General features: G+C 55.9%; 31 protein-coding genes and 2 tRNA genes. 8 read left to right on the top strand and 25 right to left on the bottom strand.

Annotated features, from left to right (window positions below; genetic code table 11):
* Window positions 1–73 precede the first annotated feature (73 nt).
* The 20 genes from rpsE to Pla52nx_RS25425 all read right to left on the bottom strand — a co-directional run bounded on the left by rpsE (window position 74) and on the right by Pla52nx_RS25425 (window position 11,073).
* Window positions 74–619, bottom strand: a complete 546-nt coding sequence (rpsE, locus tag Pla52nx_RS25520) for a 30S ribosomal protein S5 (RefSeq protein WP_146518747.1) — start codon at window positions 617–619, stop codon at window positions 74–76.
* Window positions 620–670: 51 nt separating this feature from the next.
* Window positions 671–1,039, bottom strand: a complete 369-nt coding sequence (gene rplR, locus Pla52nx_RS25515) for a 50S ribosomal protein L18 (protein ID WP_146518746.1) — start codon at window positions 1,037–1,039, stop codon at window positions 671–673.
* A 131-nt stretch (window positions 1,040–1,170) separates the two neighbouring features.
* Window positions 1,171–1,710, bottom strand: coding sequence for a 50S ribosomal protein L6 (rplF, locus tag Pla52nx_RS25510; protein ID WP_146518745.1), 540 nt, complete (start codon window positions 1,708–1,710; stop codon window positions 1,171–1,173).
* 104 nt (window positions 1,711–1,814) lie between these two features.
* Window positions 1,815–2,210, bottom strand: coding sequence for a 30S ribosomal protein S8 (rpsH, locus tag Pla52nx_RS25505; RefSeq protein ID WP_146518744.1), 396 nt, complete (start codon window positions 2,208–2,210; stop codon window positions 1,815–1,817).
* Between the two features lie 25 nt (window positions 2,211–2,235).
* Window positions 2,236–2,421, bottom strand: coding sequence for a type Z 30S ribosomal protein S14 (locus tag Pla52nx_RS25500; protein WP_146518743.1), 186 nt, complete (start codon window positions 2,419–2,421; stop codon window positions 2,236–2,238).
* A gap of 93 nt (window positions 2,422–2,514) precedes the next feature.
* Entirely contained in the window at window positions 2,515–3,087 is a 573-nt protein-coding gene (gene rplE, locus Pla52nx_RS25495) for a 50S ribosomal protein L5 (RefSeq protein ID WP_146518742.1), read from the bottom strand.
* Window positions 3,088–3,106: 19 nt separating this feature from the next.
* Window positions 3,107–3,454 carry a 50S ribosomal protein L24 gene (gene rplX, locus Pla52nx_RS25490; RefSeq protein ID WP_146518741.1) on the bottom strand — a complete coding sequence of 116 codons (348 nt, stop codon included), beginning with the start codon at window positions 3,452–3,454 and terminating at the stop codon, window positions 3,107–3,109.
* A gap of 124 nt (window positions 3,455–3,578) precedes the next feature.
* Entirely contained in the window at window positions 3,579–3,947 is a 369-nt protein-coding gene (gene rplN, locus Pla52nx_RS25485) for a 50S ribosomal protein L14 (RefSeq protein WP_146518740.1), read from the bottom strand.
* A 33-nt stretch (window positions 3,948–3,980) separates the two neighbouring features.
* Window positions 3,981–4,322: a 30S ribosomal protein S17 gene (gene rpsQ / locus Pla52nx_RS25480; RefSeq protein ID WP_146518739.1), complete on the bottom strand. Its 342-nt coding sequence runs from the start codon at window positions 4,320–4,322 to the stop codon at window positions 3,981–3,983.
* Window positions 4,323–4,341: 19 nt separating this feature from the next.
* Window positions 4,342–4,548: a 50S ribosomal protein L29 gene (gene rpmC / locus Pla52nx_RS25475; RefSeq protein ID WP_146518738.1), complete on the bottom strand. Its 207-nt coding sequence runs from the start codon at window positions 4,546–4,548 to the stop codon at window positions 4,342–4,344.
* A gap of 144 nt (window positions 4,549–4,692) precedes the next feature.
* Entirely contained in the window at window positions 4,693–5,109 is a 417-nt protein-coding gene (gene rplP / locus Pla52nx_RS25470; protein ID WP_146518737.1) for a 50S ribosomal protein L16, read from the bottom strand.
* Window positions 5,048–5,758 (bottom strand): 30S ribosomal protein S3, encoded by a 711-nt coding sequence (gene rpsC, locus Pla52nx_RS25465; protein ID WP_146518736.1) that lies wholly within the window; start codon window positions 5,756–5,758, stop codon window positions 5,048–5,050. Before rpsC ends, rplP begins: the two co-directional genes overlap by 62 nt.
* A 138-nt stretch (window positions 5,759–5,896) precedes the next feature.
* On the bottom strand, window positions 5,897–6,256 hold the full coding sequence (gene rplV, locus Pla52nx_RS25460) for a 50S ribosomal protein L22 (RefSeq protein WP_146518735.1): 360 nt from the start codon (window positions 6,254–6,256) through the stop codon (window positions 5,897–5,899).
* Between the two features lie 52 nt (window positions 6,257–6,308).
* Window positions 6,309–6,575 carry a 30S ribosomal protein S19 gene (gene rpsS / locus Pla52nx_RS25455; RefSeq protein ID WP_146518734.1) on the bottom strand — a complete coding sequence of 89 codons (267 nt, stop codon included), beginning with the start codon at window positions 6,573–6,575 and terminating at the stop codon, window positions 6,309–6,311.
* A gap of 46 nt (window positions 6,576–6,621) precedes the next feature.
* Window positions 6,622–7,482: a 50S ribosomal protein L2 gene (gene rplB / locus Pla52nx_RS25450; RefSeq protein ID WP_146518733.1), complete on the bottom strand. Its 861-nt coding sequence runs from the start codon at window positions 7,480–7,482 to the stop codon at window positions 6,622–6,624.
* A gap of 110 nt (window positions 7,483–7,592) precedes the next feature.
* Window positions 7,593–7,916: a 50S ribosomal protein L23 gene (gene rplW / locus Pla52nx_RS25445; RefSeq protein ID WP_146518732.1), complete on the bottom strand. Its 324-nt coding sequence runs from the start codon at window positions 7,914–7,916 to the stop codon at window positions 7,593–7,595.
* Between the two features lie 88 nt (window positions 7,917–8,004).
* Window positions 8,005–8,652 (bottom strand): 50S ribosomal protein L4, encoded by a 648-nt coding sequence (gene rplD, locus Pla52nx_RS25440; protein WP_146518731.1) that lies wholly within the window; start codon window positions 8,650–8,652, stop codon window positions 8,005–8,007.
* A 5-nt stretch (window positions 8,653–8,657) separates the two neighbouring features.
* Window positions 8,658–9,311, bottom strand: coding sequence for a 50S ribosomal protein L3 (gene rplC / locus Pla52nx_RS25435; RefSeq protein WP_146519600.1), 654 nt, complete (start codon window positions 9,309–9,311; stop codon window positions 8,658–8,660).
* A gap of 284 nt (window positions 9,312–9,595) precedes the next feature.
* Window positions 9,596–9,922, bottom strand: a complete 327-nt coding sequence (gene rpsJ, locus Pla52nx_RS25430; protein WP_146518730.1) for a 30S ribosomal protein S10 — start codon at window positions 9,920–9,922, stop codon at window positions 9,596–9,598.
* A gap of 227 nt (window positions 9,923–10,149) precedes the next feature.
* Entirely contained in the window at window positions 10,150–11,073 is a 924-nt protein-coding gene (locus tag Pla52nx_RS25425; protein ID WP_146518729.1) for a formylmethanofuran--tetrahydromethanopterin N-formyltransferase, read from the bottom strand.
* Between the two features lie 186 nt (window positions 11,074–11,259).
* On the opposite strand from Pla52nx_RS25425, the gene Pla52nx_RS25420 reads away from it, so the two are divergent.
* Window positions 11,260–11,448: a hypothetical protein gene (locus Pla52nx_RS25420; protein WP_146518728.1), complete on the top strand. Its 189-nt coding sequence runs from the start codon at window positions 11,260–11,262 to the stop codon at window positions 11,446–11,448.
* 108 nt (window positions 11,449–11,556) lie between these two features.
* On the top strand, window positions 11,557–11,700 hold the full coding sequence (locus tag Pla52nx_RS25415) for a hypothetical protein (protein ID WP_197454336.1): 144 nt from the start codon (window positions 11,557–11,559) through the stop codon (window positions 11,698–11,700).
* A 61-nt stretch (window positions 11,701–11,761) separates the two neighbouring features.
* Here Pla52nx_RS25415 and Pla52nx_RS25410 read toward each other — a convergent pair.
* A tRNA-Gly gene (locus tag Pla52nx_RS25410) sits at window positions 11,762–11,834 on the bottom strand.
* A gap of 241 nt (window positions 11,835–12,075) precedes the next feature.
* Here Pla52nx_RS25410 and tig point away from each other — a divergent pair.
* The 6 genes from tig to Pla52nx_RS25380 all read left to right on the top strand — a co-directional run bounded on the left by tig (window position 12,076) and on the right by Pla52nx_RS25380 (window position 18,601).
* A complete protein-coding gene (tig, locus tag Pla52nx_RS25405) occupies window positions 12,076–13,584 on the top strand; it encodes a trigger factor (protein ID WP_146518727.1) in 1,509 nt (502 codons plus the stop codon).
* A 183-nt stretch (window positions 13,585–13,767) separates the two neighbouring features.
* A complete protein-coding gene (locus Pla52nx_RS25400) occupies window positions 13,768–15,528 on the top strand; it encodes a SpoIIE family protein phosphatase (protein WP_146518726.1) in 1,761 nt (586 codons plus the stop codon).
* A 367-nt stretch (window positions 15,529–15,895) separates the two neighbouring features.
* Entirely contained in the window at window positions 15,896–16,177 is a 282-nt protein-coding gene (locus tag Pla52nx_RS25395) for an acylphosphatase (RefSeq protein ID WP_146518725.1), read from the top strand.
* A 42-nt stretch (window positions 16,178–16,219) separates the two neighbouring features.
* Window positions 16,220–17,707 carry an anthranilate synthase component I family protein gene (locus tag Pla52nx_RS25390; RefSeq protein WP_146518724.1) on the top strand — a complete coding sequence of 496 codons (1,488 nt, stop codon included), beginning with the start codon at window positions 16,220–16,222 and terminating at the stop codon, window positions 17,705–17,707.
* A 176-nt stretch (window positions 17,708–17,883) separates the two neighbouring features.
* Window positions 17,884–17,956, top strand: a tRNA-Lys gene (locus tag Pla52nx_RS25385).
* A gap of 174 nt (window positions 17,957–18,130) precedes the next feature.
* Window positions 18,131–18,601: a YegJ family protein gene (locus tag Pla52nx_RS25380; protein WP_197454335.1), complete on the top strand. Its 471-nt coding sequence runs from the start codon at window positions 18,131–18,133 to the stop codon at window positions 18,599–18,601.
* A 789-nt stretch (window positions 18,602–19,390) separates the two neighbouring features.
* Here Pla52nx_RS25380 and Pla52nx_RS25375 read toward each other — a convergent pair.
* The 4 genes from Pla52nx_RS25375 to Pla52nx_RS25360 form a co-directional block, all read right to left on the bottom strand.
* On the bottom strand, window positions 19,391–19,597 hold the full coding sequence (locus Pla52nx_RS25375; RefSeq protein ID WP_197454334.1) for a DEAD/DEAH box helicase family protein: 207 nt from the start codon (window positions 19,595–19,597) through the stop codon (window positions 19,391–19,393).
* Window positions 19,585–20,520 (bottom strand): DUF4145 domain-containing protein, encoded by a 936-nt coding sequence (locus Pla52nx_RS25370; RefSeq protein WP_197454333.1) that lies wholly within the window; start codon window positions 20,518–20,520, stop codon window positions 19,585–19,587. The genes Pla52nx_RS25375 and Pla52nx_RS25370 overlap by 13 nt, the downstream gene beginning before the upstream one ends.
* Window positions 20,521–20,675: 155 nt before the next feature.
* Complete coding sequence (locus Pla52nx_RS25365; RefSeq protein WP_146518723.1) at window positions 20,676–21,134, bottom strand: helix-turn-helix domain-containing protein; 459 nt, start codon at window positions 21,132–21,134, stop codon at window positions 20,676–20,678.
* Window positions 21,127–21,702, bottom strand: coding sequence for a DUF6932 family protein (locus Pla52nx_RS25360; protein ID WP_146518722.1), 576 nt, complete (start codon window positions 21,700–21,702; stop codon window positions 21,127–21,129). The genes Pla52nx_RS25365 and Pla52nx_RS25360 overlap by 8 nt, the downstream gene beginning before the upstream one ends.
* Window positions 21,703–21,905: the final 203 nt, after the last annotated feature.

Below are 21,905 nucleotides of genomic sequence, written 5' to 3'. Positions count from 1 at the left end.
ATTGTCCGATCGCGACGGGCAGTCGAACCGTCGCCACAGGCAACCGATCGACCGATATGTATTTGATTTTGGATCAGGCGGTCAGTTCTTCGACCGTCAATCCACGCAATGCGGCTGTTTCTTCGCGAGTTCGCAACTTCGTCAGTGCTTCCACCGTCGCTTTGACCAGCGTGACAGGATTGTTGGTCCCGTACGACTTGGTCAAAATGTCGTGAATCCCACAGGCTTCGCAGACCGCACGCACAGCTTGGCCGGCGATAATACCGGTACCTGCGCCGGCGGGGATCAGCAACACCTTGGCGGCGCCAAAGCTGCCCCAGACTTGGTGAGGGATGGTTCCCTGAACCAAAGGGACGGCGATCATGCTGCGACTGGCTTGTTTCTGAGCCTTTTGCACGCTTGGGGGCACTTCGTTGGCCTTGCCATAACCCCAGCCCACACGACCACGACCGTCGCCGACGACGACCATGGCGGCAAAGCTGAATCGGCGACCGCCTTTGACCACAGCGGCACAGCGTTTGATCTTCACCACGCGATCGAGCAAACCATCGGCCAAGCCCTCTTCCTTTGGCTTGCTGTCACGTTTGCGGCGTTGATTTGAATCTCTTGCGTTACTAATGGTACCAACCCTCGAAATGGGCGTTGAGTGAGTCTCTGTCTTGTCTGATCATCAAAACTGCAAACCGGCTTCACGAGCCGCATCTGCGAACGCTTTGACTCGTCCGTGGTAGCGATTGTGTCCGCGGTCCATCTTCACTTGCGTGATTCCGGCTGCGATCGCTTTCTCTGCGATCGCTTTGCCGACGGCAGCGGCGGCATCACAGTTTCCGCCTTGACTGACGGCCGACTTGACGTCTTTGCTGTGCGTGCTGGCACTGACCACGGTGTGGCCTTTGCTGTCGTCGACCAACTGAGCGGCAAAATGTTTCAGCGACCGCTGGACACATAGGCGTGGGTGCCCATCGGTGCCTTTGAGCGAATTGCGAACGTGATTGCTCCGTCGCTTGCGCTGTTTCTGTAGTTTCTTGTTCTTGTCCATTTTTTTGCCGATCGGATTTGGACCGGCCCATGGATAAAGGGTTGTGGTGTGCGATCCGAAGAAAACGACTCTCTGCGGACGCCAATTGTATTGCAGCTTGTGAAATCACCCGCGGAGGCGAGTAAATCGTATTATTTCGACGCGGCCTTACCAGCCTTCAGCTTGATCTGTTCGCCTTGGTAGCGAATTCCCTTGCCCTTGTACGGCTCAGGCTTTCTCAGCGAGCGGACTTCCGCAGCGAACTGAGTGACCAGTTGCTTGTCACAGCCTTGAACCACCACGTGGGTTTGGTCGGGGCAGGTGACGGTCAAACCGGTCGGAATTTTTTGGTGCAGTTCGTTCGCAAAGCCGACACGCAGCTGCAGGGTGTCACCGGCGATGGCTGCCAGATAACCCACACCGACGATTTCCAGTTTGCGTTCGTAACCGTTGGTCACGCCTTCGATCATGTTAGCGATCAGTGCGCGAGTCAGTCCATGGACTTCACGTCGCGTTCGATCGTCCCCACCACGGGCGACGACGACTTGACCGTCTTCCACAGCGACCGTTACTTCGGGGCGATGCTGGTAATCCAGCTTGCCCTTGCTGCCTTCGACGACGACCAAGCGATCGTTGACGCTGACGGTCACACCGCTGGGGATCGGAATCGGTTTTTTTCCAACTCGGCTCATATCAGTTCACTTACGATTGAATTCAATCTGCTGTTGTTTGTCGTCGCGGCGAAGCGTTTCCAAATCGGCTCGGGCCACCTCAACGAGGTGGCAGTGAGACTCGATCAGGAGACCTCGCACAAAACTTCACCACCAACATTGTCGCGTCGCGCCTCGCGGTCGCTGATCACGCCTTTGCTGGAGCTGATGATGCTAATGCCCAGTCCACCCAGGACCGGCTTCAATTCTTTTGATCGGGTATACAACCGACGTCCGGGTTTGCTCATTCGGCGGATCGTTTGGATCACGCGTTCACCGTTGGAACCGTATTTAAGTTCCAAACGAAGGTGAGCGACCGGTTCGGCCTCTACTTCCTGCCAATCCCAAATGAATCCCTCGCGTTTGAGCACGTCGGCGATTCCTCGCTTGACGCGGCTGGCGGGGACATCCACGAACGTTCGCTCGACGCGAACGGCGTTACGGATGCGGGTGAGCATGTCGGCAATGGGGTCTGTCATCATGGCTAATAAGTTCCGCTGCGTGTGTTCACCAACTGGCCTTACGGACACCGGGGATCAACCCCAAGTCCGCGTTTTGACGGAAACAGATTCGGCAAAGGCCAAATTTGCGATACACCGATCGCGGACGTCCGCAGAACTTGCAACGGTTCTCCTGACGACTGCTAAACTTCGGCTTCCGGTTTGCCTTGGCGATTTTCGATTTACTTGCCACGGACTGCCTTTAGGTTTCAAAAACGTTTCTAAGGACTGCGTTCCATTCGACCCACTACCAAGTGAATCGACCAAAATGTTGCTGCCTGACCGATCAGGCGGCATTCTCTTTCTTGGGGAGTTGTTTGAAGGGCATGCCAAACATCTCCAACAAATCACGAGCTTCGTCGTTGCTCTTCGCCGTCGTGACCACCGTGATGTTCATGCCCTGAGGGCGAGTGAACTTGTCGGGGTTCAGTTCCGGGAAAACCAACTGCTCGGTCAATCCCATGGTGTAATTACCGTTCCCGTCGAACGCTTTGCGGCTGATACCGCGAAAGTCACGTACTCGGGGAAGGACGACCGCCACCAAACGATCGAGGAATTCGTACATGTGCTGGCGACGCAGAGTCACCATGCAGCCGATCGGCATGCCTTCACGCAGACGGAAACCTGCGATGGACTTGCGAGCCAGCGTGTAGACCGGCTTTTGACCTGCGATCTGGGTCATCGCGTCGTAGGCGAGATCCAGGATCTTTTTGTCACCGATCGCAGCCCCCACACCCATGTTGAGCGTGATCTTGGTCAACGCCGGGACTTGATGCGGATTGGTATAGCCGTACTTTTCCACCATCGCTTTGCGAATGGTATCCTCGTAGGCCACTTGAAGTCTTGGTTTGTTGGTCATTGCGAATCTGCTGCGTTAATTACTTCTGTGCGTACGTTTCGCGTGCCGGAGCAATGGTGCCCAAGCTGTTGCCGGTCTTCTTAGCAAAACGTTCTTTGCTGCCATCGGCCAAGTACCGAGCACCGACGCGGGTGGGCTGGTTGGTCTTGGGATCGATCAACATCACATTGCTGGCGCTGATCGGCATCTCTTTGCTCAAACGTCCGCCTTGCGGATTCTTTTGGCTTCGACGCACGTGCTTCTTGACCAACGCGGCACCTTCGACGACCACTTTGTTCTTCTTGCGGTCGATCTTCAGCACTTTGCCTCGGTGGCCTTTACTGGCACCGGCAATCACGATGACTTCGTCGTTGACGCGGAGGAGCATGGCTCTGAACGCTTTGTCTTAGGAATGTATGGGAGGGTAGTGAACGTGGTTTGGCGGTCGACTGCGAGAGTCCGCTGGCGAGTGTCGAATGTCGACTGGGGCTCGCAATCAGACAACTTCGTGATCAGACGACTTCGTTTGCCAAGCTGACGATCTTCATGAAACTGTTGTCTCGCAACTCGCGAGCGACGGCACCGAAAATTCGAGTGCCTCGTGGTGATTTGTCTTTGTCGATGATGACGACGGCGTTGCTGTCAAACTTGATGTAGCTGCCGTCGGGCCGACGTGTGGGTTGCTTGGTGCGAACGATGACCGCACGCACGATGGCTTTCTTTTTGATATCGCTGCCGGGGATCACGCTTTTGACGCTGCACACGATGATGTCACCCAGGCCGGCAAAACGCCGACGGCTACCGCCGAGCACCTTGATGCACATCACTTCTCGAGCACCGGTGTTGTCGGCAACGTCCAGACGGGATTCTTGTTGGATCATGACTGTTGACTGGTAAAGGCTTGCGGGTAACTGTTAGGAGTCCGACTCTTCCGACTGTGTCACACCGACACCCGCGGCTTCTGCTTCTTCGGCGACCTTGCGAGCAGCACGCAGAGCGGCGACGTCCACGGCGGTGCTCTTTTCGATCACTCGAACGAGGCTCCAACGCTTCAGCTTGCTCAACGGTTGCGACTCGATGATCTCAACCAAATCGCCTGTGCCGGACTCATTGTTCTCGTCATGGACGTGACAGACGGTGCGGCGTTTGACGTATTTCTTGTACTTCGGGTGCTTGACCGAGCGGTTGATTTCGACACGACGGGTTTTATCCATCTTGTCGCTGGTCACGATCCCTGAAACAACACGTTTTGGCATGCTCGTTCGCTTCTGCTAACTACTTGGTGGCGGCCGCGTGGACTCGTTCGCTTTGGATCGTTTTGATCCTCGCGATGAGTCGACGGTTTTTACGGATATCACTGGGCGTGTTCAAACGCTCAGATTGTGATTGAAACCGCAAACGAAACAGTGTCTGCGCCGCTTCATTGGCGGTCGCTTGCAACTGCTCGTCGCTCATTTCTCTCAGTTCGGCATTGGTGGTCATGGTGGGACCTTGCTGACGATTGATCGCTGGGTGATTGATCGATCGGAGGATCGATCGTTTGATTTGTCTGACGTTGTCTAGTTTGTCGAGCGTCAGCGACCGGGTGGGTCACTGACGATGGTTTGTGTGTGTCGACGACACAACTCACATGGTCCGGCGATGCACGAAACGCACCTTCACCGGCAGCTTGCTTGCCAATCGGGCAAAACAAACCTTTGCTTGTTGTTCCGTCACACCACCGAGTTCGTACAGGATCGTTCCTGGCTTAACGACCGCGGCCCAGAAGTCAGGCTCACCCTTACCTTTACCCATCCGTGTTTCCAGCGGGGTGCTGGTCACCGACTTGTCGGGAAAGATTCGAATGTACAGCTTGCCTTCACCGCGAACGTATTGCTGAGCCGCAATCCGTCCTGCTTCGATCGTCGTGGCTTTGATCCATCCCGCATCTAGGGACTGGATGCCAAAATCGCCAAAGACGACCGTGTTGCCTCGAGTCGCACTACCTTTTATGCGCCCTCTTTGGCTTTTTCGATGCTTGACCCGTTTGGGCATCAGAGCCATCGGCGTCGTCTCCGTAAGTACCTTGGTTTATCCAGACCTGAATCCCGATGTGCCCCTGTGGCGTCATCGCTTCGGTCCTTCCGTAATCAATCTTCGCTTGCAACGTGCTCAATGGAATCGAGCCCATGCTTTGTTTTTCGCGGCGAGCCATTTCGGCACCGCCCAATCGCCCGGCCAACTGGATCTTGATCCCTTTGGCTCCGGCGTCCATCGTCTGCTCCAACGATCGTTTCATCGTCCGACGAAAACTCGATCGTTTTTGCAACTGCTGTCCGATGTCTTCTGCGACCAACTGAGCCTGCAACTCAGGCCGGCCGACTTCCTCGACCTTCAAGTTGATCCGTCGTCCGATCAAGTTCTGCAATTCTGCTTGCAGAATCTCGATCTCTTGTCCCTTCTTGCCAATGATCAAACCGGGGCGAGCGACATACATCATGACGCGAACTTCGTCGCGGGTACGCTCGATCTCGATCCGGTCGATTCCGGCACTTTTGTACTGTGTCTTTTTCGGGTGGTTGGTGATGAAGTTTCGCAGCTTGCGATCTTCGACCAACAGGTCCGCAAAATCCTGCTTCGACGCGTACCAACGGCTCGTCCAGCCACGGGTGACGCCGGTTCGAAATGCGATCGGATTTACTTTTTGGCCCATTGCTCAGGACTCTCGCTTTTTTGTTTTAAACAGTGGTTTGTTGCGCTGCTGATTCGTTGTGCTGCCAGCGTTCCGTGCGACTGGATCGGGTCGCACTATGCCTCTTGGCGACATGCCTCTTGGCGACATGTCTCTTCGTTAGATCTCTTCGATCGGCGTCAGCCCCACCGTGATGTGGCTGCTGCGTTTCTTGATCATGAATGCGCTTCCGCGTGAGCGAGGACGCATCCGCTTGAACATCGGCCCGCCGTCGATGCGAACGTCCGTCAACACCAGTTCTTCGGCTCGGCGCGAGACGCCTTCATTTTGATCGGGGTCCTGAGCATTTCCGACTGCACTTTGGATGACTTTTTCCAGCATCCGAGCGCCACGCTGGGGCTGATACTTCAACGCGTCCAAAGCTTCGTCCGCATACATTCCGCGAACCAGGTTCGCCAGCAGACGCACTTTACGTGCGCTGATGTGAGCCCCTTTATATCGTGCGGTGAATTGTGCCATTTTGTTTCTCTGTCGTTTTAGCGTCGCGCCGGACTTCTAACTTACGCCGTTACTACTTCTTCTTGCCGCCGTGGCCCTTGAACGTCCGCGTCGGAGCAAATTCACCCAGCTTGTGGCCGACCATGTCCTCGGTGACCTTCACCGGAACGTGCTTGCGTCCGTCGTGCACCATGAACGTCAGGTTCACGAACTCGGGAACAATGGTGCAAGCACGTGCCCAGGTTTTGATCGGCTCTGGCTTACCCGACTCGGCTTGTTTTTGCACTTTGAAAAACAACTTCGGGTCGACGTAAGGTCCCTTCTTGCTACTTCGGCTCATATCGCTCAGCTACCGCTTCGGACGGAGGGTTTTGTGTGTTTCTTGGTTACTTGTGCAGCTTCAGTTGACCGTACCGCTTGCTCTTGCGGCGGCGAACGATCGAGCTGTTGCTTGGTTTTCGCTTCTGGCGTGTCGCTCCACCCTTGGCGCTCTTGCCCTGCGGGCTGACCGGGTGACGACCGCCCTTGGTCCGACCCTCACCACCACCGTGCGGGTGGTCGATCGGGTTCATCGCGGTACCACGAACATGTGGACGGCGACCCAACCATCTTGCCCGCCCGGCTTTACCCAGGCGAACGTTCATGTGTTCACTGTTTCCGACTTGGCCAACCGTTGCCCGGCAGACACTCGGAACTCGGCGGACTTCGCCGCTGGGCAACTGCAACTGAGCCCAATCGGCTTCGCGTGCCATCAATGTCGCACGCGTTCCGGCTGAACGACACAGCACAGCTCCTCCACCGATTCGCATTTCGATGCAGCACACTTCTGTGCCCAACGGGATGTTTTTCATTGGCAAGCAGTTACCGACGGTCGGAGGTGCATCCGGACCGTTCATCAGTTTGTCGCCTGCCTTGACGCCCATCGGGGCAACGACATAGCTCTTGGTGCCGTCCGCATACTTCAACAATGCGATGCGAGCCGAGCGATTGGGGTCGTACTGGATCGAATCGACCGTGGCCTGCACCCCATCTTTGACGCGACGGAAATCCATCACGCGGTACATCTGCTTGTGACCGCCGCCGCGGTGCCGCGCGGTGATCTTCCCTTGATTGTTCCGGCCGCCAGTCTTGCGTTTGGGACGCAACAGCGACTTTTCGACGTCGTAGCCTGGCGTCAGCTCAGCGAAATCGCTAACGGATGCATTTCTGCGTCCGGCGCTGGTCGGCTTGTAAATTCGAATACCCATAATCGTCTGCTAATTGTCAGTGCGTGTTTGCGTTGCGTATGATCGCGGCCTGGTGAGCCATGTTTACTGAGCCATTTTTAGCCCAGCCGTTTTCTTCACAGCGGATCGGCTTAGAAGAAGTCAATACGGTGATCGGACTGAAGCTGGACAATCGCCCGCTTCCAATCCGACGTGCGTCCGATGCGGAAACGATAACGACGAAACTTTCCTTTACGATTCTGCGTCCGGACCTTTGCGACCTTGACGCTAAACAACTCTTCTACTGCAGCTTTGATTTCATCTTTGGTCGCGTCGCGATGAACCTCGAACGCGTACTGGTTATGCCGAGTCGCTCGGTGCACACCCTTTTCGGTCACCAGCGGGCGCAACAATACTTGATGCGGCTCCAACTGGATTTTCGTTTCGGGTTTCTTGGGAGGCTGGATGTGTGCCATGGTTTCGTTCTGTCTTTTTGATACTCAGCGTCTGTTTGCTTCGGCTCGGTTCTGACTCGGCTTGGTTCTGACTCAGCTCCGGTGCCAATCAGGCTTCCGCGCCGTTTGCCGCGAACGATCCGTCCTTGATCTTGTCCAACGCACCCTTGGTTACCAACACACGATTGGGCTTTAACACCGACAATGCGTTGAGCTGCCGAACAGGCTGGACATCCACTCCAGGGATATTTCGCCCGCTTTTGAATACTGCCGGGTCTTGGTCGGCCACGGCAACCAACGTGGTCGTGCCTTCCAGCCCAAGAGCCTTCAGGACCGAAGCCATGCGGGACGTCTTTGGCGTATCGAACGCCAAAGTGTCAATTACCATCAGTTCGCCATCATCGATTCGCGAACGAATCGCCATCTTCGTCGCTTGACGCAACGCCTTTTTGGGCAACCGATAGCTGTAGTCACGAGGCTTAATCGTCTTGGCAACACCACCGCCACGACGGACGACCGATCGCTTACCACCGGCACGTGCGTGACCGGTACCTTTTTGGCGATACAATTTCTTGTTGGTTCCGCTGACTTCGCTACGCGTACGTGCGTAGTGCGTGCCCATTCGCATGTTAGCCTGGTACATCACCACTGCGTCATGCAGCAACTGTTTGCTCACTCGATCGACGATTGCGTCGGTATCGATTTCGTAGGTCCCGACTTCTTCGCCGGTCTCGCTAAATACTGGTAATGTCGCCATGATCCTCAACCCACCTTGTTCGTTTTGCGGACAGTGACAAAGCCACCATTTGGGCCGGGAACGGAACCGCGAATCAAAATCAGATTCTCTTCGGTATCGACACCCACGAGCTCCAGATTGCGGGTCGTGGTCTTTACATTCCCATATTGGCCGGCCATCCGAATGCCCTTGAACAATCGGCTTGGCGAAGCACTGCAACCGGTACCACCAGCGTGGCGGTGCACTTTCTTGACACCGTGCGTTGCACGCTGACCCGAGAAATTGTGTCGCTTCATGACGCCACTGAAGCCGCGGCCCTTGCTCGTCGCGGTGACATCCACTCGCTTGACATCATTGAACAAGTCAACCGTGACGGTCGAGCCAACTTGCAGATCCGACTCACCGCGGAACTCGCGAATGTATCGCTGAGGCTCGCACCCGGCCTTAGCAACCAGCTCAACACCACTGGCGGAGCGTTTCTTAGACCGCTTGCTCTCAAGCTTGGCGACATGACCTCGCTCGCTGCGACTGGCCAGGCGACGTGGCTTGTCCTCAAAACCCAACTGAACTGCCTGGTAGCCGTCACGCTCCTGCGTACGAACCTGCAACACTTGACAGGGCCCAGCCTTCACCACGGTGACAGGAACAACCGTTCCGTCTTCCAGGTAAATCTGAGTCATGCCGACTTTGCGGCCCAAAATTGATGGTGACATAGCTATCCCGCCTCGGCTTCACCGAGACGCTCGTCGTTCGTGTTGAATTTCAAGCACACTGACGCGATCAGCCGGCTACGCCCGAATTGGCATCTCCGCGTTTTCGCGCCAGCTTCCGTTCATCCGGAAACCAACCTGAAACTTGGTACAACTACACTGCCATGCGGGAAACGCTCCCGCTCGACAGAAAAAAATCAGTGCCACACACGCAAATCAACGACATCAAGTCGATGAACTGCAGTGCAAGCAAACTACCTTGCCGATGCCTTGATTTTGATATCGACACCAGCAGGCAGACTCAATTTGTTCAAAGCTTCGATCGTCTTCGCAGTTGCCTGGACGATGTCGATCAAGCGTTTGTGGGTCCGAATCTCGTACTGCTGACGAGCCTTCTTGTTCACAAACGGACTGGACAGCACGGTGTATCGCTCAATGCGAGTCGGCAACGGGATCGGTCCGTGAACTTCGCTATGAGTTCGCTTGACCGTGTCGACGATCTCCTGAGCACTTTGATCCAGCACGGAGTGATCGTACGCTTCCATACGAATTCGAATGACTTCGCTTGCTCCGGCTGACACGTTCGGCTATCCAGTTTTGGGTTTGAGTTTTGCTGACTAGGAAGTGGTCTTCATCGGCAGGCAAGCCTGCGAATCTGAACCGCGTCCGGCCCATCAGGAATTTCTCCGGCTGGGAGGGCGAGAATGTAGAGCCGCGACTGGTTGTCGTCAACGGCTTTTGTAGGTTTCGTGAAATTTCTTTTTGGGACCATCGCCAAAACGACCGACAACCCTGCTTTTTCGGCGTTTTACGCTATCAACTTGTGAAGATAGACAAGCGACTTGCCCAGTCGCCCTCCGTAATTCCCCGCCGTGATTCGCGTCAAGCCCGGCGTTTGCGCGGCCGCCAGAATCGCTGCTCGCGTTGCGTTCTCGATCGACTCCAGGTCTTGGCCGTTGACGATGATCTCCATGATGCTGGCGACCCCTTCGGGAACTTTACTTTTTTCGCCTAATTTGTCACGTAGCGTGGGGCAAAACTCGGCATACGTTGCGGCGATCAAAAAATCGTAGCTACTGCCGGCTTTGGATCCGCTGGCCGCGACTCCGCCTGGAAACGTCGTGATGACTCCCGGTGTTTCCTCTGCGGCAATCGCGGCTCGCTCGGCGGCGTCCAACGCGATATCGACACTGGAACCCAAGAACCATAGGTTTCCGCCCATCACTCCGTCACGAAACCCGAATCGGCGTGACAAAAAGAATTCGCCCCCGAGAATCGGAACGACCCAGCCTTTGTGGCCGTGCCGCACGTCACGAAATTGATGCCGGTCGCCAAACAGGGCAACTTTGCGACCAAGTTTGAAGTACGGATCGGTGTCCAGGCGATTAAAGCAGGCGGCTGTAGGGCAAGTGAGCACGTTTTGGCTGATGCGGGCCAACATGACTTTTCCAAGGTGCTCTTCCCTGTCCTTGCGAAATCTCGGGACGTGAAACTGCACGACTGCTCCCGGTCGCCCGTCCGGGGTCGCTCCGGCGGCGGCCGACTCGGCATCGATCCACTGGGCGACGCCGGCTTCGCAGTCGCACAGGATCGTGCTCGATGCATGACCGGTGACCGCGTGGACGCAGTGCTTGAGCCAGCGATCGTCTCGAGCGGTGATCAGAATTTCCCCGTAAATACTGCGGAATCCTTCTGCATATGTGTCCTCGACTAATTCTTTCAGTTCCGGCATGACGAGTCCTGGTGGATGGCTGGACGGCATAGTTCTGCGTGCGAAATGGACGCAAGCGGTGGACACGTATCTTGGGGCATCACGCCGACGCGGGAAAGCACCGACTGGATCGCATGCGGTCGCGTGGGCTACAACTTGCGCTGGCAAACTCTGGACGTCGGGATCGAATCAATTGGGAGGCGAGCGGTGAAACAATTGCTGGGGCTTTGGCGAGACACGTGGTGGCTCTGGCTGGGGTTCGTCGTCATCAGCGTGGTGCTGGCGATGGCGATCGAGTGGTTTTTTGCTCTGCTGATCCCCTGTTTGCCCGTTCCCTTCGTGTATTTTGCGATCAATCGCTACGACGAAGATGGCAACGAGAAGGCCGACCTGTGAGAAGCCCGCTAGCCCGGATGATTCACAACCCGACGCGCAAGCGAGGGATACTCGGTAAATCCCTCGCTTACGCGTCGGGTTGTGAAAAACAATCTGCATTTCCCAACGATGTCACAACTCATTGTCAGGAATCTGCTTGCGGTAAAATCAATCATCCGCATGAATAATCCGGTGAACAATCCGGGCGAGCGGGTCGTTGATTTGGTCGACATTGGGAACTTCATCGTGAGACCCAAGCGAGAGAAACGCTGAAAAGGCATAAAAAACGCCCCGTGAGGAGTTTCCCACGGGGCGTTTTTTGTTTTTTCACGAGAGCGGCTGATGGGATTCGAACCCACGACAATCACGTTGGCAACGTGATGCTCTGCCAACTGAGCTACAGCCGCATGTCATCGAGATCAGAGATTATCGATAGAATTTTTCCATCGGCAACCCCACCAACGAAACTTGAGCCGCAAAGTTTGATCTTGGGCAAAGAACCCGCTTGCTGATTTCGTCGCTTTGCCGGTAAATTCTTGGGTTCGCCCGCTGAATCCGACTCTCGGGATTTCCTTTCCTTGAAAATCTCGTCAGCGGCAAAAGCTTCTTTCCCAAACAATTCACGAGATCTGAAGGTCTGTAAAAAGGATGTCCACCTCAACCGAGCCCGAAACCACCGACGTTGCGGAAACAAAACCACCGATTCAGTTGTCGGTGGATGTCAAATCGCCGCAAGCTTGCGTCCGCGAAGTCGTGGTCACCATCCCGCAGTCCGAAGTCCAGCGTTACCTCAAAGACGCCTACGACGAACTCGTTCCCGAGGCCCAAGTGCCTGGCTTCCGAGCCGGCCGCGCTCCTCGAAAATTGGTGGAAAAACAATTCCGCGAACGAGTCATCGAGCAGGTCAAGGGATCTTTGCTGATGGACAGCCTGTCCCAGGTCACCGAGAAGCAAGAATTCTCGGCGATCAGTGAGCCCGACTTTGAATACAAGTCGATCGAAGTACCCGAAGAAGGCGACTTCATCTATCAGTTCACCATCGAGGTGCGTCCCGAGTTCGCAACGCCAAAGTGGAAGGGCTTGAAAGTCCAGAAACCGGTCGAAGCGATTGAAGACGAAGATGTCACCGAAGCGCTCAATCGCGTGCTGGATCGCCAAGCAACTTTAGAAGCCACCGATGAACCCGCGGAACTCAAAGACCGCTTGTCGGTCACGATCGAGTTCTCCAACAACGGCAAGATGCTTTCCAAGCTCGAAGAACAACGCATCACGCTCAGTGAACGCGTCTCCTTTGCCGATGCCGTCTGCGAAAGCTTTGGCGAAAAACTGACCGGAGCCAAAGAAGGCGATACGGTCGACGTGAAAGTCAAACTGGGTGCCAACGTCGAACCGGAAGACCTGCGTGACAAAGAAATCGACGCGAAGGTCAGCGTGCTGGAAGTTCTGAAACTGGAACGCCCCGCGTTGACGCCAAAGCTGCTCGAAGAGCTGGGTGATTTTGAATCCGAAGAAGAACTGCGTTCGTTTGTTCGTGATTCGCTGACCCGCCAAGCCGAGTACCGTACTCAACAAGCCGTCCGCAAGAGCGTCTCTGATCTGTTGGCCGAGTCTGTTCAGTTTGAGCTGCCCATCGACCTGGTGCGTCGCCAAACCGGACGCGAACTGGAACGCAAAGTTCTGGAATTGCGACGCAGTGGTTTTGATGACGACACCATCCGACGCATCGTGAACGCTACAAGGCAGAACGCACAAAAAGCCACCGAAGCTTCGTTGCGTGAGCACTTTGTTCTGGAGCAGATCGCAGAGGAATTGCAGATCGATGCCGAGCCGAGCGACTACGATGACGAAATCGCTTTGATCGCCGAGCAGAGCGACATGCCCGAACGTCGCGTTCGTGCTCGCTTGGAAAAGTCCGGCCAAATGGACGCGCTCCGCAATCAAATTGTCGAACGCAAGGTCGTCGACTTGATCATCGCAGAGGCCGATGTCACCGAAGTACCAGTGCCAAAGGATGAAGCCGAAGAGGACAACAAAGAGTTTGCCGTCATGCACAGCGTCTTGGACACCAAAGACGACTCGGCCATCCCAGAAGCCAAGTACGACGACAACACGGTTCCCGGAACCGAACCAGAAAAGAAAGACAAGGACAAAGACTGAGAGCTTTGTCTTGACAGTTCATCGCCACCTCGACCGGGGTGGCGATTTTCCGCATCGTTGGCAATGGGCGTCGCACAGCTGGTTTCTCGCAATAGCTGATCACACACGATAGCTGAACTCTCGCGATCGACAGAGCACAGGTGCTATCGCCCCTTCAATTGATTGACACCCAGAGTATTTCGGATGGCCTTTCTGTCGACCAACGCGGGAACACCTGGAGCCAGCCGGTTCGAGTTGACCGAATCGGAAACCACCATCGGTCGACACCCGGACTGCCACATCGTGGTCGATGCCGGGGCGGTCAGTCGATTTCATGCCAAGGTCACACGCGAGGGCGGCAACTTTTCTGTCCTCGACTTGGGCAGCCGAAACGGAACGTACCTCAACGGCCAGTTGCTTCAGAACGCTCAATCGCTGCACGAAGGTGACCGGATCCGAATCAGCGACGTCGAGTTGGTCTTTCATCATTTGGCGACGCCGGCATTTGCCAGCAGTAGCTCGAACTCAGAAATGACCTTCGACGGCTCCAGTTTCGGCGTCATGATGGTCGACGACGAACCGGACTCCGATTCGATGGTGCCCGCCAGTCGCGTTGAGTACAAAAGCTCCGCCGACGGACTGATGGTTCGCGCGACCGCCGAAGCCAAGTTGGACGCGTTGACCGAAATCAGTCGACACATGGCTAACGTGCAAGCCGTCGACGAGGTGCTGCCGAAAGTCCTCGACAGTTTGTTTGTGATCTTCCCCTCCGCCGACCGCGGCTTTGTCGTGATGGAAGGCGACAAGGGCGATCTGGTCACTCGCTTCGTTCGCACTCGTGCGGTGAGAGACGAAACAGAGACGGTTCGCATCAGCCGAACGATCGTTCGCAAAGTCATGAGCAGCGGCGAAGCCATCCTGTCCTTCGACGCGATGGAGGACAGTCGATTCGACAACAGCGAGTCCATCTCGGATTTTTCCATCAAAAGTATGATCTGCGCCCCGCTGACCGATGGCGAAGGGCGAGCGTTCGGAGCCATTCAAATCGACTCCACGCAGGGCCGCGGGCAGTTTGTCGAAAAAGACATTGACCTGCTCTCCGGCGTCGCCGCGCAAGCAGGCATTCTGATCCACAACGCCAAGATGCACGAACAAGCATTGCATCAACGCGAAGTCGAACAGGATTTGAAATTGGCGACTGAAGTCCAGCAGGCGTTCTTGCCGCAATCGCCGCCCGACGCGCCAGGCTTTTGCGTTGCCAGTCACTATCAAGCCGCCAACCACATCGGTGGCGACTACTTCGATTACATCCATTTCGGTGACGGACGCGTTGGCATCGTGGTCGCCGACGTGGTCGGGCACGGTGTTGCGGCCGCCATGTTCATGGCCAAGCTGTCGGCAGAGACACGGTTTTGTTTGGCAAGTGATCATGACGTGGCCCGCGCGGTCGAGCGATTGAACGATCGCATGAGCCGACTGGAGGTCGAACGCTTCGTGACGTTCCTGCTGATCGTCGTTGACCCTGCGAATCCCAATGTGACGATTGTCAACGCCGGCCACATGGCACCGGTCATGCGTAAGGCTTGCGATGGTTCGATCGAAGAACCAGGTGAAGAAGAATCCGGATTGCCGATCGCGATCGATACCGGCATGGACTACGAAGCCGTCGAGGTGCTGGTCGAAGCCGGTGATGTGCTGGTGATGTACACCGATGGCGTCAACGAAGCCATGGACGCCGAAGACAACGAGTTCGGCATGGAGGCGGTTCGGGAAATCACGCGTAAGGGTGGATCCGCCGAAGAGATCTGTGGGCGGATTGTGCAAGCGGTTCATCAGCACATCGGGGCAGCTCCCCCCTTTGATGACATGTGCTTGGTCGTCATCGAGCGGACCGAGAATCCGAAAACCGCCGTCGCGGTCGGCGTTGAAACCGTCGATGAGGACGTGATCGAAACCGTGCTTTGACCAGACAGCTGTGATTAGCCTGGGCTATAAAGCGCTGGGGTTGTGGCTGGACTGCTCAAAGTTTGGTGTTGTTTCTTTTTGGATTTGCGCAAGTTTATGTCCCTGCTGCCGGCGCAGCTGGTGGCCCCAGTGAGCCTCAGGCGCTAGCCGTGGGCCTGAGGCGGATTGTGGTGCCGGCCCACGGCTAGCGTCTGAGGCTCATTTTGATTGCGATGCATGGAACAAAAACATGGACTGAAAAAACAATGTCAACACCAGACTTTGAGCAGTCCAGTCGAAATCGAACACCACCATCCGCCCAAACGCAAATCCTACTGTTACCCTTTGTATCGACTGAATCTGTCAAAAACTTGGAAGGGCACCCCCGATGACCTCTGACAAACGACGGTTCATTGTCCGTTTCACAGGGCACGTTCAGGGAGTCGGGTTCCGCGCCACCGCCGTCGGGCATGCGAGAGGTTTGGGCGTCCATGGATTCGTGCGAAACGAACCAGATGGCAGCGTGCTGCTGGACGCTGATGGCCCACCAGGCGACTTGCGTGAACTGGTGCGAAGGATCAAAACAACGATGGGTGACCGGATTGATTTCGCAGACGTTCAACAGGCGGAACCGTTGGGGCGTGAGGGCGGCTTGGTCATCCGCTGGTGACCCGCCATTCGCATCGATGCCCAAATCGATCAAACTCGCACCATGACTTCGCCATCGCTCCCTGTCGTTCGCAAACTGCCGCCCGGTTTTGACGTGGCCGTCGCGTTTGATCGACTGGGTGACATGCCACGTCGAATCTGGCTCGATTCGAATACTGCGGCAAACACGGGACAGCTAAGTGAGGCAGCAAGCATCGATCCTGCGGCTAGCGTTCAAGACACACCTCGTGGTCGCTACTCGTTTCTGGCCGCCGATCCGGTGCGAACGCTGGACGTTCATGCCGGTGCCCCCGCCCCGTGGGACGACTTTCAAGTCCTGGCCAAGTCATTGCCCCCAACGAACGCTCCCGAGTTGCCGCCATTTCAAGGAGGCATCGCCGGCCTGATCGGATACGAAGCCGGCACGTGGTTGGAAAATGTCGGCACCAGTCGAATCGATGACCTGCCCACCCCTGCAATCTCACTGGGCGTTTATGACTGGGTCATTGCCGTCGATCACATCAACGGGGAAGCTTGGCTCGTCAGCCAAGGTCTCGGTGCAGACGACGAAAGCCAGCGCGAGACGGCCGCCCGGCAACGTGCGGATGCCGTGATGCGGTGCCTTGAGAGTTCGAACGACGCAACGCCGGCGTACGGCAAATCCGCAGGAAAGGCTTTGAGCGTTCTCGCGAAACCGACCAACCAGTTTGCCACTCAGCACACCGGAGTGACCAGCAGTTTTACCGGGGCCGGTTTCCGCGGTGCCGTCGCCGACATTGTTCAGCGGATTCGGGGCGGCGATTGCTTCCAAGTCAACCTGGCCCAACGACTACTTCGCCAAGCGGATTGTTGTTCGAGCGAGCTTTACCATCGACTTCGCAAGGCCAACCCCGCGCCGATGAGTGGTTATTACGACGGCGGCGACTTTCAAGTGCTCAGCAGTTCGCCCGAGGGGTTCTTGCAAGTCCGTGGCGGCCGAGTCGAAACCCGGCCGATCAAGGGAACCGTACCAAGGACCGGCGACGATCGACGTGACGAGGAACTTGCCCAGCAGCTACGTGAAAGCAAAAAGGACCACGCCGAGAACGTGATGATCGTCGACTTGATGCGAAACGACTTGTCGCGGGTTTGTGAAGACGACAGCGTGGAAGTCGAAAAGCTGTGCAAAGTCGAGCGGTATCGCTATGTGCAGCATCTCGTTTCCGTCGTCACCGGCCGTTTGCGTGCCGATCAGGACGTCGTCGATCTCCTGCGTGCCTGTTTCCCCGGCGGCAGCATCACGGGGGCACCAAAAATCGAAGCCATGAAGACGATCGCCACTCTGGAGCCCAATCCGAGAGGCCCGTACTGTGGCTCGTTGGGCTACATCAGTTGCGGAGGCAATGCAGACTTCAATATCTTGATTCGGACCATCACGGCCACACGCGGCTATTGGCAAATCCCTGTGGGCGGCGGAATCACCGCTCGTAGCGAGCCGGCGGGCGAAGAAGCCGAGACGTGGTCCAAAGCCGAGGGAATGCTGCGTGCGGTTCAAATCCACGATGGAACATAGAAATTGTCCGCAACCAAGTTCCCCGATGAGCCACAACTCCTGAACGGCCACCCCCATCCCCGCGGCGAAAAATCCTTGTTCAAGGTGTAGCCAAATCACGATGCAATCGATACATTGAGGGCTGAGATGAGACGTCGCTGCTTTCCAGTTTGCCGGCTCCATCAAAAAACAAACCCGCCCTTGTAGCTCAGTTGGTAGAGCAACGGACTCTTAATCCGTGGGTCGTAGGTTCGAGCCCTACCGGGGGTACTGTCTGAAAAAGCCACCACATCACGTGGTGGCTTTTTTTGTCGCCCGTCGTTGGCCCCGTCCTGCTGATGTACCGGCTTCAGCCGGCGATTTCCCCGCCTCGTATTATCGTCCGCTCGTGCGAGCCAGCCGGATTTCAGGTCGACAAGTCATTCCCACACAACGAAGCATCCCATGAATCGGTTCTTCTCCATTGCTCTGTTGTGCGTCGTGGCTTGCGGATGTGGCGGCGAACGATCCAAACCGGAAACGCTCGTCGATTCGGGCTACGACCAACAGGAGATGGACGACGCGATTGCAAAGGCCCGCAGCGAAGTCGATTCCTTCATCACCGAGCTATCCGCTCCCACTGGCACGGATCACGCCGTGAAAGCCCCGATCACGGATGACGGCCAGACCGAGCATTTTTGGCTCACCGAAGTTTCTTTTCAGAACGGCGAGTTCAAAGGAACGATCAATAACGATCCTGGAATCGTCAACAATGTCCAGATCGGCCAAGAGTGGACGATCAAGAAGTCGGAGATCTCGGACTGGATGTTCATGCGTGACGACAAGATGCACGGCAACTACACCATGCGTCCCTTGCTGAAGACGCTGCCAGAGGAAGAAGCCGCGATGTACCGTTCTCTGCTCGCCGACCCCTGATCCAGGTCAGCACGATGGTGATCTCATCTGCCTTTTCTAGCCCCTGGTCCGATTCATTTCGCAGTTGTCGGTGCAGAACTTCACTCGCCAAATCACTCACTCTTTGAGCCGGTTCATTTCGCGATCAACAAGCGGTCGCGAAGCCAGGTGGAAACGATTTGGCATGAGTTGAAACGCATACAGCTTAATCTGCTTCGTCGGCGCGACATGGCCTGGTATTGCGAGGTCGCTGCGATCAAGAAGTCCCCGATAAATCCGAACGCCCCACCCATCAAAGAGTCCTGCCCTCTTTGATATCGGGGTAGCGTTCAAGCATGAGGTGTACCTCTATCGGCTGCAACGGAGATCGCCAAAACGGCGTGCTTGAGATCGCCCCCATCTTCAAGAACTGAATTGTTCGATCCACAACGCGTCCGTCCCAAAAGGAATACTGGTCGTTGGATATCGCGACGAAGATGTTACCGCTGGAAACGCGATCCGAAAGTTCAGAGCAATCGAGTAGCCTCACGCGAGTCTTAGCACCAAGATGCGACAGCCCAATCTCCAGTGACGGAGCGAACGTCGAGAAGATGCCCTGCGGTGGCGCCGGCAAGTCATCGACAAACGCTCTATGATCTTCGTGGAAGAAACGAAACTCTGACGCATCACAACGCGATATGGAATTCGTGGGGACAGAGCACTTTGCTGGGGAGTTCAGCATCAGTTCTATCAGCCTGCGTTGAGCAAATGCAAAGTGTTCTGTCCCCGGTTACGCCCCCCGGTTATGCCCGCGTCGCCACATCCTGCGAATCACCCCCGTCCCCTTTTGTTTTCGTCCCCTTTTGTTTTGCTGCCCGTCGCCATCACCAGCAGCGACTTCCGTTCGTTGTCCTTTTCAAACGACTCGCCGATTCGCCGGATCGCGCGGGTTTGGTAATAGCGTTCCACAATCGTGTCGTCGATCGTCGCCGAAGCCAAATCACGGCGACTACTGCGTCGTTGGATCAGCAGTTCCAACTCCGCTTTCTTGTAGAAGCCCTGAACTCGGCGCGGGGCGTACATGGCATCGTCCCAAATCCAATGTTCGTACCCGTTGGAGTAGAAAATGATTGGTCGCTGGCCATACCTTGCTTCCAGGCAATCGGCATACAGCTTTGCCTGCTGTTCCCCGGTTCTTGGGTCGCGTCGCGTCCGTTTGGCCTCGACCACCGCCAGCGGCTTGCCATCGTCGCCCACAGCACGTAATCGACAAAGCCTTCTCCTGTCAGCCGCTGGGCGTTAGCCCCGGTTCCTTCGCCGTCGGTATCGCTACCATCTTCAACCGCGGCTAACGCCGTTCGGCTTATGTTTCCGCGATTGGGCATCCCCGTCACGGGGAACTCGCGATCACGCTTTTGATCCAGCGGCCAGCCGGATTCTTTCAACAGTTCGTCGATCCAGCGATCTCGGGTTTCGGCTTCGTTGTAATCGTGATCGTCCTGAATCTTCTCGGCCGCCTTTTTCGCCTTGGCCACTTCCGTGCGAAGCAGCTTGATCTCGGCATCCAGCTTGTCCTTGTCGGCCAACAAGACGGAGAGTTCCTCGTCCTTCTCCTTCAGTTGCGTCTCAAGCAATTTCAGTTGGCTAAGCGTTTGCTTGGGGATCGCGGTCGTCGGCAAAAGCGCCGGATCGAACGTCAGCGCGGGATCCGGCCGATCGCGTCGGGCGTATAGTCGGGCAAACCAGTAGCAGAAGTGAAACAGTTCCTGGACCGTTGAAACCGCATCCGCATCGGAAACGTCCCGGTGGCTGTGAACGGCATCATTGCCCCGCTTGTTGATCAGCTTCGCTTTGTTGAAGACCGCATCGCCAGCGGTTTGCTTGAACGTGGGTTCGTGAATCAGCGCCGACAAGTTGTCTTGGTATGGCAGTTTCAAAGCCCGGTCGAACTTGTAAGCCACCGCGCCGCCAACTCCAACGTACGGCGAGCGTAGAAGCAGGAGGTGCGTGGATCGGGGATCGCTAATGCCTCAGCCTTGGCAGCCGATTCGTGAATGTCTTTCCACTCAGCGAAAAGAAATTGAAACTGCGAAATGATGGCGACTGCCTTACCTGTTTAGGTGCTCTGAAGTTCGTCGACTTCGGTTCCCAGTGGGGCGTCGACGACCGTGGTCTGCAGTTTCACACCAAGCGCATCCAGGATCTTGATTGCGCGATCAACGGTAATGCCGTGGTACTCGTTACGTTCGTCGCGAGAAACCTGAGACTCGTGCACCTCTAGTTTCGCCGCAAGCTCTCGTTGCGACATTCCTCGAGCAATCCGCAGAGAAACCAGCAGCACTCCAAGTCCTTTCAAATTCGGCAGGTCAGGAAACTTCCCTCGTTTCAAATTCTCGTAATGCTCGACTTCTTCCCGCAATTGCTCGTGAAACGAAATCAAAGGTTCCATCACACGTTGGACGCCCGCTTTTTTAATACCGTCGTCGATCAGTCGCTGGCGATGTTCGTCGAATCGCTTTTTCTCAGCCGTCAGTCTTTCGACGGCTTCGCGGTATTCCTGTTCGTTTCTAATCATGATCTACCTCCTGACGGAGCTTAACAATTCCACGCGGTTTCCCGTCACGCCGAGAGCGGCGAAACGCTGCGGGAAATTCGAGTTCGTAACCATTTTCATCGGTAATCCCGCAGCCAAACCCAGCAACGTGCGGGTACAGTTCGACTCGATAGACATGCCACATCGGTAATTGAGCCTTGGGATAACCGGCGTAGGGTTTTCGCATTGCGTGGTCCCACGTCCAAATCTTCTGCGGATCTAACAGATTCAAGTCGCGCTCAAGCTCACCTGATTCAAGCCGATCCAAATCGCAAACGAAATAGCCATCGATGTCATTCGGATGATCTTTGTCCTCCACAAATGAGCCATCGATGTAAATCTCGTCCACACCGACTAACCAAAGTTGCCTCACCATCATTTCCAAGTGATCAACCAACCACAATCGCCAGCTCGCATCCCAGGTCGGATACTCAATGCGATTGCGCGGCCCCTGAACCAGGATGGAATCCCGTAGTTCAGCGAGCGTCACCTCGTAGTCTCCGATGGCCAGCAATCCAGCGGAGTCGAACTCAGGTATCTTGTCGGTCATATTTTAGCACACACTTTAACTATGTGTAGAGTTAGACGTAAATGTCAAGCTGCCAGTTCGCCTGCAATTTGAATAAAAAGAACGAATGTGCCCGTTTTTCTGCGATTTTGACGTTAAAGCGTCGCTTGGTGAACGGTGCGAGGATCGGGGATCGCCGCCGACTCGGCTTTGCTGGCCGCTTCGTGGATGTCCTTCCATTCGGA

The organism is Stieleria varia (assembly GCF_038443385.1).
Taxonomy (GTDB): domain Bacteria; phylum Planctomycetota; class Planctomycetia; order Pirellulales; family Pirellulaceae; genus Stieleria; species Stieleria varia.
Note: the sequence above shows the minus strand (reverse complement) of the source record. Positions and strands in the feature narration are given on the sequence as shown.